The organism is Streptomyces sp. YS-3, from assembly GCF_045257485.1.
In the GTDB taxonomy this organism is placed as follows: domain Bacteria; phylum Actinomycetota; class Actinomycetes; order Streptomycetales; family Streptomycetaceae; genus Streptomyces.
Window position 1 is genome coordinate 1 of sequence record NZ_JBJHPC010000363.1, and the last position, 7,396, is coordinate 7,396.

A 7,396-nucleotide genomic window follows, 5' to 3' on the forward strand; every position below is an offset into this window, starting at 1 on the left:
GGTGATGGGGGAGGCGGAGGAGACGCTGTCGCGGCTCCGGGGTTTGTCCCCCACCCGGCCGCTTCCCGATGCTCGGGAGTAGGTGTTCTGGAGGGTGGGGGCTGGTCCAGGACACAGGGGAGCCCCGTGCGGCACTGTGGCCGAACGGGGCTGGTTCCTGTCTGGGACTGATCTGCGAGCAGAACGACGTCTTCACGGCGGTCACGATCTGCCCCGCCTGGTCGTCAGTGAGGCTCGGTACCGGGCCGCCTGGTACCGCGCTGTGTGGCAGCGGGCAGACCGCCCACCCGTTCAGCTCTCCATCGAATTGCAGTCAGCGCACCCGGCGTTGAACGGCTTACCCGTCTCAGGGGCAACCGTGAGAGTCACGCCGAGACCGTGCGGACAGACGCGGCGGGGGCGCCTTCCGGGGTGCTTTTCAACCCGAAGGCGTCGCCAGCTCGCCAGTAGCTCGCTGTACCGAGGGTCATCCCACCTTCGGGACGCTCCACCTACTTCGCTCACCGCGCTTCCTTCCTGACGGACCGTAGCCAACTGTAGGGCGGTACTCGCAAGTTCAGGGCGCTCCTGCCCGCTGGTCACTCAGACGGTTTGCTGCGGGGCCGAGCAGCCTGACCCTCCCTCGGTGCACTCGCTGTGCATGCAGTCGGCGGACACCAGTACATCCCCCTGCGTTTCCTTGGCCCACAGGTACAAGTCCGGCACGTACCCTGCGCGTTCGATGGCGCTCAGCGTCCGGATCACCGTTGTCTCGTCGTGTTGCTTTGTCGCCGGGGTCTCCGGTACGTGGTGGACGAACTTGCCGAGATGGTCCGTCAGGCGCTGATAGGTGCGCGTGTCCTGGATCAGGGCGTGCCATCCCTCGTCGACGATCCGTGAGGGCCGAAGGGCGAGTCCGGGCGTCCTGTTGCCTGCCGCTGCTGCCACGAACTTGAGGGCTTCATCAACGATTCGCCCTGCCAGCGCTTCGCTGATGTCAGGGTTGGCGCGCTGCACCAGGCGCACGGCACCTTCGAAGCTCTCATCTGCGATCAGTTGTCGGGCGCTCGGCTTGAGGTCGCCGGCTGGCGCTGACTCGCTGAGAACGGACATCGGGTTGCCTTCCCTTCGATGGTTGGTCGGACCGTTCCGGTCCCGTAGCGGAGCCTGCGTACGGGACTGGAACGGGGTTTGGGTGGGTGCGGTGGGCCGCTACCGACGTCTCCGTTTCACGGGGCGTGCCACCGGGCGGGGACTTGCCCCCAACCCCCGGCCGGGACGGACCACTCGTCGTGACCTCACCGGGGGCCGGGAACCTATGGGGCCGCGCGTTCGTGCTGCGGCTCCTGGGGAGACGGCGGCGGGATCTCCTGCTTCCCCTCGTTCAGCTCCAGGCGGCGCACAAGTGCCACGTCTTCAAAGGTCCGGGCGAACGTGGGATGTCCGGACAGGCCCGTGTGCGTCATCATCGCCAGATCAGCGGCCTTGAGGTCTGAGGTAGCGGCCAGCGTCCACAGGCAGGCGCTGTCAAGACAGCGAGCCGAGACGGTGATCTCCCCACGCGGGTGAGTGCCGATGGAGTGCTGTATCGGCCGGATCACGGCGCGGGGGGTTCTCACCGCCCCGACCCTCACGGGGCGAGTCCACACGCGCGCCTGCCAGAGTTCGGCGTCAGTCGGCGGGCGGAGCCTGCCCGGCGGGGCGGCCCACTCGGCACCCCCGCCCGGCGGTACGAGGTACACGCTGCCTTTGAACAGGCGACGTACCTCCCCGATCCGCCTGTCTGCCGTGTCTACTGCGTAACCACCCGTCGTGGGCGACCATTTGTCGGACATCGCTTCTCGCCGTCCCCTCGAACGTCGTAAGCCTTGATCGTGCTGCCGCGAGGGAATGCCGACCAGCGGCCCCGTGTAGGCCAGCTGTCGGCCAGACTGGGCACATGTCGGGGAACATGGGGGCCAACATCCGGCGCGAACGGAAACAGCGCGGATGGAGCCAGGCACGCCTGGCGCGGGAGGTCTGCCGAGTTGCCGGGGTTCAGGGCGAACCGGTCGGCCGCCAAGAGGTCAGCCGGTGGGAAACAGGGAAGCGCACGCCCCGCGAGTGGTTGTCGTCTATCGCTGCCGCTCTCGGCGTGCCCGTGGATGTGCTCACAGGGCCGCAGGCGCCCGCTGAACCTCCGTTGCCGACGCTCGCTGACTACTTGCCTGCCGGTGATCCGCTAGCACCCCTCAGTGCCCGTACCGGGCGACGCATCGGCATGGAGCAGGTTGACGACCTGCGGCAGCGCGTGCACGGCCTACGGCTGGCCGATGATGTTCTGGCCGGTGGCGACCTGATCCGCCCCGCGCTCCGCGAACTCCGATCGGCCGTGAAGCTCTATCGGGAAAGCAGCCACAGCGGGGAAGTGGGCCGCGAACTCCTGCGTCAAATCGGCGAGTTGGGTCAGATCGCCGGATGGATTGCGAGCGACGCCGGGAAGTACAGCGAGGCGGAACAGATCTACCGGCTAGGACTCAGCGCCGCCAGGCAGGCAGAGGATCACACCCTGGCCGCGAACCTCGCCGGGGCGCTGGCATACCAACTCAGCAACACTGGCCGGGAGGTTGAGGGAAATCAGCTTGCCCGCGCCGCTCTCGACGTGGCCGGAACAGACGCACCGGCCAAGGCTCGCGCGCTGTACCTCGACCGGGTGGCATGGGCGCACACCAAGGCCGGTGAAATTCAGCCTGCCATTCGGGCACTAGGAGAGGCCGGCGAGGCGCTGAGTCAGGACAGCAAAGGTAGCGAGGCACCGGCCTACCTGTATTGGGTTGACTCCGGCGAACTACAGGTCATGGAGGCCCGTGTCTACACGGAGCTACGCCGACCACTCCGCGCCGTTCCGCTGCTCCGGGACGTACTCAGCCGGTACGACGCGACCCACACGCGGGAGCTTGCCCTGTACCTGTCGTGGCTCGCCGTCGCCCTCTCCGATGCCAACGAACCCGAGGAGGCGGTAACCGTCGCCGAACGTGTGATCTCGCTTTCCGCAGACGTGGCCAGCGAACGAACAGGAGAGCGTGTGCGAATCGTGCTCGCTCGCCTGGAAGAGTTCCACGACATTCCAGACGTCAGGGCGCTGCTCGACGGCGCCGCATAAACGCAGGAAACCCCCGCACCTGGACACCGCCGAGCCACCGGAATCCAGACTCGATCTTCGCCCGGAGTGCGGCGTTCATGTAGAGCGCCCCGTCCCATCGGGGCTCCCCTGAACCCTCCGGGGCGTACGCCCCGCTGTGCGTTCGGCTGCGGCCCGGTGGGTGGCTGAGTGCGCAGTTCCCCGCGCCCCTGGGTATTCAGGGACGCGGGGAACTGTGCGAGCGGGGTTCCGGGGACCGGGAGACCCCCGTTACGCGGACGCGCCGCGTCGGCCGCCCTGCTGGGGGCGGCCACGGCGAGCACCGCCGCCGCCCTGGCCCGCGCGGGCCCCCTGGGACTGACCGGCGCGGGCACCCTGGGGCTGCCCCGCGCGGGAGGCTCCCTGGGACTGCGCCCCGCGGCCCGACGACGTACGGGAACCCGAGCGCGCACCCCGGGCCCGCGGACGGGCGGCCGGCTGCGCCGGGGCCGGGACCTCGACCACGACCGGGACGCCGGACGGCTCACGCGCCCCCGTCACCCGTACCAGCTCCTCGTCGCTCGACTTCACCGCCGCCGTCCGCGGGCGGATCCCCGCGAACGTCATCAGGCGGGACATCTCGCGCTTCTGCTCCGGCAGGACCAGCGTGACGACGCTGCCCGACTCACCCGCGCGAGCCGTGCGCCCGCCCCGGTGGAGGTAGTCCTTGTGGTCGGTCGGCGGGTCGACGTTGACGACGAGGTCGAGGTCGTCGACGTGAATGCCGCGCGCGGCCACGTTCGTCGCGACGAGCGCGGTGACCTGGCCGTTCTTGAACTGGTCCAGCGTGCGGTTGCGCTGCGGCTGGGAACGGCCGCCGTGCAGGCCCGCCGCCCGTACACCGCTCGCGAGCAGCCGCTTGACCAGCCGGTCCACCGAACGCTTGGTGTCCAGGAACATGATCACCCGGCCGTCGCGCGCGGCGATCCGCGCGGTGACGGCCTTCTTGTCGGTCTCGTCCTGGATGTAGAGCACGTGGTGCTCCATCGTCGTGACCGCGCCCGCCGACGGGTCGACGGAGTGGACGACCGCGTCGGTGAGGAACATCCGGACCAGACGGTCGATGTTCTTGTCCAGGGTCGCGGAGAACAGCATCCGCTGACCGCCCGGCTCGACCTGCTTCAGCAGCGCCGTGACCTGCGGCATGAAGCCCATGTCGGCCATCTGGTCGGCCTCGTCGAGCACGGTGACGCGCACCTGGTCGAGCACGCAGTCGCCGCGCTCTATGAGGTCCTTGAGGCGGCCCGGCGTCGCCACGAGCACCTCGGCGCCGCGCCGCAGCGCGTTCGCCTGCTTGGTGAGCGAGAGCCCGCCCACGACCGTGGTCAGCCGCAGGTTGACGGCAGTGGCGTACGGCGTGAGCGCGTCGGTGACCTGCTGGGCCAGCTCGCGGGTCGGTACGAGCACCATCGCGAGCGGCGCCTTCGGCTCGGCGCGGCGGCCGGCCGTACGGGCGAGGAGGGCGAGGCCGAAGGCGAGGGTCTTGCCCGAGCCGGTGCGGCCCCGGCCGAGGATGTCGCGCCCCGCGAGGGAGTTGGGCAGCGTCGCGGCCTGGATCGGGAAGGGCTCGCTCACCCCCTGGGCGGCCAGCGTCTTGAGGAGCGCCGCCGGCATGTCGAGGTCGGCGAAAGCCGCCACCGCGGGCAGCGGGGGCGTGACCGACTCCGGCAGCGTGAATTCACCCTGCGGCTGTGCGGTCCGGCCTCGCGCGGCATTCACGGCGGGCTTGGCGGAGCTGGAGCTGGAGCGCTTGCGGGGGGTCGAACGCGTCATACGGGATTGCCTTCCTGGGCCCGGGGGACGGACAGCACGCAAGCCGGGACCCGCACCTGCGCGGTGCGGGCCCCGGCTCGGGATTCGCCGAAGATCAGGCGGGGACGATGTTCTCCGCCTGCAGGCCCTTCTGGCCCTGGGTGACCTCGAAGGAGACCTTCTGGCCCTCCTGGAGCTCACGGAAGCCGGAGGAGGCGATGTTCGAGTAGTGGGCGAAGACGTCCGGGCCGCCGCCGTCCTGCTCGATGAAGCCGAAGCCCTTTTCGGCGTTGAACCACTTCACGGTGCCAGTAGCCATGTCATTCTCCTGAATAGGTAGGGGCCCCATCCGGAGAAAGCCGGTAAAACAATAATGCGCCTGAGGAACATTCCCGTCAGGCGCACATAAAGTCTATGGGTACCAAAACTGCAACGGGAAAAACTCTACCACGTCACCGGCTCGTGGGAAGGGGCGGCCGTGTGCGCCGCGCCACTTCGCGGGCACCGCCGTCCGCGCCGGTCACAGCCGCTCGATCACCGTCACGTTGGCCTGGCCGCCGCCCTCGCACATCGTCTGGAGGCCGTAGCGCCCGCCCGTGCGCTCCAGCTCGTGCAGCAGCGTCGTCATCAGCCGTACGCCGGTGGCCCCCAAAGGGTGGCCGAGCGCGATGGCGCCTCCGTTGACGTTGACCCGCGCCGGGTCCGCGCCGGTCTCCTTCAGCCAGGCGAGCACCACCGGCGCGAAGGCCTCGTTGATCTCGACCAGGTCGATCGCGTCGATCGTCAGGCCCGTCCTGCGCAACGCGTACGCCGTCGCCGGGATCGGGGCCGAGAGCATCCGGATGGGGTCCTCGCCGCGCACCGAGAGGTGGTGGATCCGGGCGCGCGGGGTGAGCCCGTGCTCGCGCACGGCCCGCTCGCTCGCGAGGAGCATCGCGGCGGCGCCGTCGGAGACCTGGGAGGAGCAGGCGGCGGTGATCGTGCCGCCCTCGACGACCGGCTTGAGCGCGGCCATCTTCGCGGCGCTCGTGTCGCGGCGCGGCCCCTCGTCGGCGCGCACCTCGCCGTACGCCACGCTCTCGCGGGCGAAACGGCCCTCGTCGAGGGCGCGGACCGCGCGCCGGTGCGAGCGCAGCGCGAACTCCTCCTGGTCCTCGCGGCTGATCCCCCACTCGCGCGCGATCAGCTCGGCGCCGTGGAACTGGTTGACCGGGCGGTCCCCGTACCGCGCCCGCCAGCCGGCCGAGCCGGCGAACGGGCCCTCGGTCAGCCCCAGCGGCTCGGCCGCCTGCCGGGAGGCGAAGGCGATCGGGATCATCGACATGTTCTGGGTGCCGCCCGCGACCACCAGGTCCTGGGTGCCGGAGAGCACGGCCTGCGCGGCGAAGTGCACGGCCTGCTGGGACGAGCCGCACTGGCGGTCGACGGTGACGCCCGGCACCTCCTGCGGCAGTCCGGCCGCCAGCCACGCGGTGCGCGCGATGTCCCCCGCCTGCGGCCCGACCGCGTCCAGGCAGCCGAAGACGACGTCGTCGACGGCGGCCGGGTCGATTCCGCAGCGCTCCACGAGGGCGGTGAGCACATGCGCCCCCAGGTCCGCCGGATGGACCGCGGCGAGTCCGCCCCCGCGCCGGCCCACCGGCGTGCGCACCGCTTCGACCACGTATGCCTCGGCCATGTCCCCAACTCCTCTGACGCGTCGGCGGATCACTCTCGTACGGCGATCCCGTCCAGCACCATCGACAGGTACTGGCGGGCGATCTCCTCGGGGCTGTGCTGTCCGCCGGGCCGGTACCAGGACGCGGCCACCCACACCGTGTCGCGGACGAACCGGTAGGTGAGCCGGACGTCCAGGTCCGCGCGGAACGCCCGGGCCGCGACGCCCCGCTCCAGCGTCCCCAGCCACGCCTGCTCGAAGCGGCGCTGCGATTCGGTGAGATAGGCGAAGCGGGGCAGCTCGGTGAGGTGCCTGGACTCCTTCTGGTAGATCGCGACGGCGGCCCGGTGCCGGTCGATCTCCCGGAAGGACTCGGTGACCAGGGCCTCGATGGTCTCGCGCGGCCCGAGTCCGGCCGCGAGCACGGCGTCGTACCCCTCCCACAGCTCGGTCAGGAAGGTGGAGAGGATCTCGTCGAGCATCGATTCCTTGGAATCGAAGTGGTAGTAGAGACTGCCCGCGAGCAGGCCCGCCTCGTCGGCGATCCTGCGGACGGTGGTGGCGTTGTAGCCCTGGGCGGCGAACACCTCGGCCGCGGTGGCGAGGAGTTCCGCGCGCCGCTCGGGCACGGCGGTCACCTGCTGCTTCTTGTTGTTCGGCACGGGTCCATTGTGGTCCCGCCGGCTAGGCGTGCCGACTGCTGACGGCGACGACCTCCCCGGTCATGTACGAGGAGTAGTCGCTGGCGAGGAAGACGATGACGTTGGCCACCTCCCAGGGCTCGGCGGGCCGCCCGAAGGCCTCGCGCGCGGCGAGCTCGTCGAGGAGCGCGGCGGAGGTGACCTTGG

Annotated in this window: 7 protein-coding genes; 1 reads left to right on the forward strand and 6 read right to left on the reverse strand. The window is 70.3% G+C overall.

Translation table 11 applies throughout. From position 1 onward, the window contains the following. Positions 1 to 582: 582 nt before the first annotated feature. On the reverse strand, positions 583 to 1,092 hold the full coding sequence (locus ACJA3G_RS25055) for a hypothetical protein (RefSeq protein ID WP_406555303.1): 510 nt from the start codon (positions 1,090 to 1,092) through the stop codon (positions 583 to 585). Between the two features lie 826 nt (positions 1,093 to 1,918). On the opposite strand from ACJA3G_RS25055, the gene ACJA3G_RS25060 reads away from it, so the two are divergent. Further along, on the forward strand, positions 1,919 to 3,121 hold the full coding sequence (locus ACJA3G_RS25060; RefSeq protein ID WP_406555304.1) for a helix-turn-helix domain-containing protein: 1,203 nt from the start codon (positions 1,919 to 1,921) through the stop codon (positions 3,119 to 3,121). 249 nt (positions 3,122 to 3,370) lie between these two features. Here the strand turns inward: ACJA3G_RS25060 and ACJA3G_RS25065 are convergent, their stop codons facing one another. The 5 genes from ACJA3G_RS25065 to ACJA3G_RS25085 all read right to left on the reverse strand — a co-directional run. Beyond that, positions 3,371 to 4,912 (reverse strand): DEAD/DEAH box helicase, encoded by a 1,542-nt coding sequence (locus ACJA3G_RS25065; RefSeq protein WP_406555305.1) that lies wholly within the window; start codon positions 4,910 to 4,912, stop codon positions 3,371 to 3,373. A gap of 94 nt (positions 4,913 to 5,006) precedes the next feature. Then, positions 5,007 to 5,210: a cold-shock protein gene (locus ACJA3G_RS25070; protein WP_406555306.1), complete on the reverse strand. Its 204-nt coding sequence runs from the start codon at positions 5,208 to 5,210 to the stop codon at positions 5,007 to 5,009. 201 nt (positions 5,211 to 5,411) lie between these two features. Beyond that, positions 5,412 to 6,569: an acetyl-CoA C-acetyltransferase gene (locus ACJA3G_RS25075; RefSeq protein WP_406555307.1), complete on the reverse strand. Its 1,158-nt coding sequence runs from the start codon at positions 6,567 to 6,569 to the stop codon at positions 5,412 to 5,414. A gap of 29 nt (positions 6,570 to 6,598) precedes the next feature. Beyond that, positions 6,599 to 7,210 carry a TetR/AcrR family transcriptional regulator gene (locus ACJA3G_RS25080; RefSeq protein ID WP_406555308.1) on the reverse strand — a complete coding sequence of 204 codons (612 nt, stop codon included), beginning with the start codon at positions 7,208 to 7,210 and terminating at the stop codon, positions 6,599 to 6,601. Positions 7,211 to 7,232: 22 nt separating this feature from the next. Beyond that, positions 7,233 to 7,396, reverse strand: a 164-nt coding sequence (locus ACJA3G_RS25085; RefSeq protein ID WP_406555309.1) for an SDR family oxidoreductase, incomplete at its 5' end; no start/stop codon positions are given.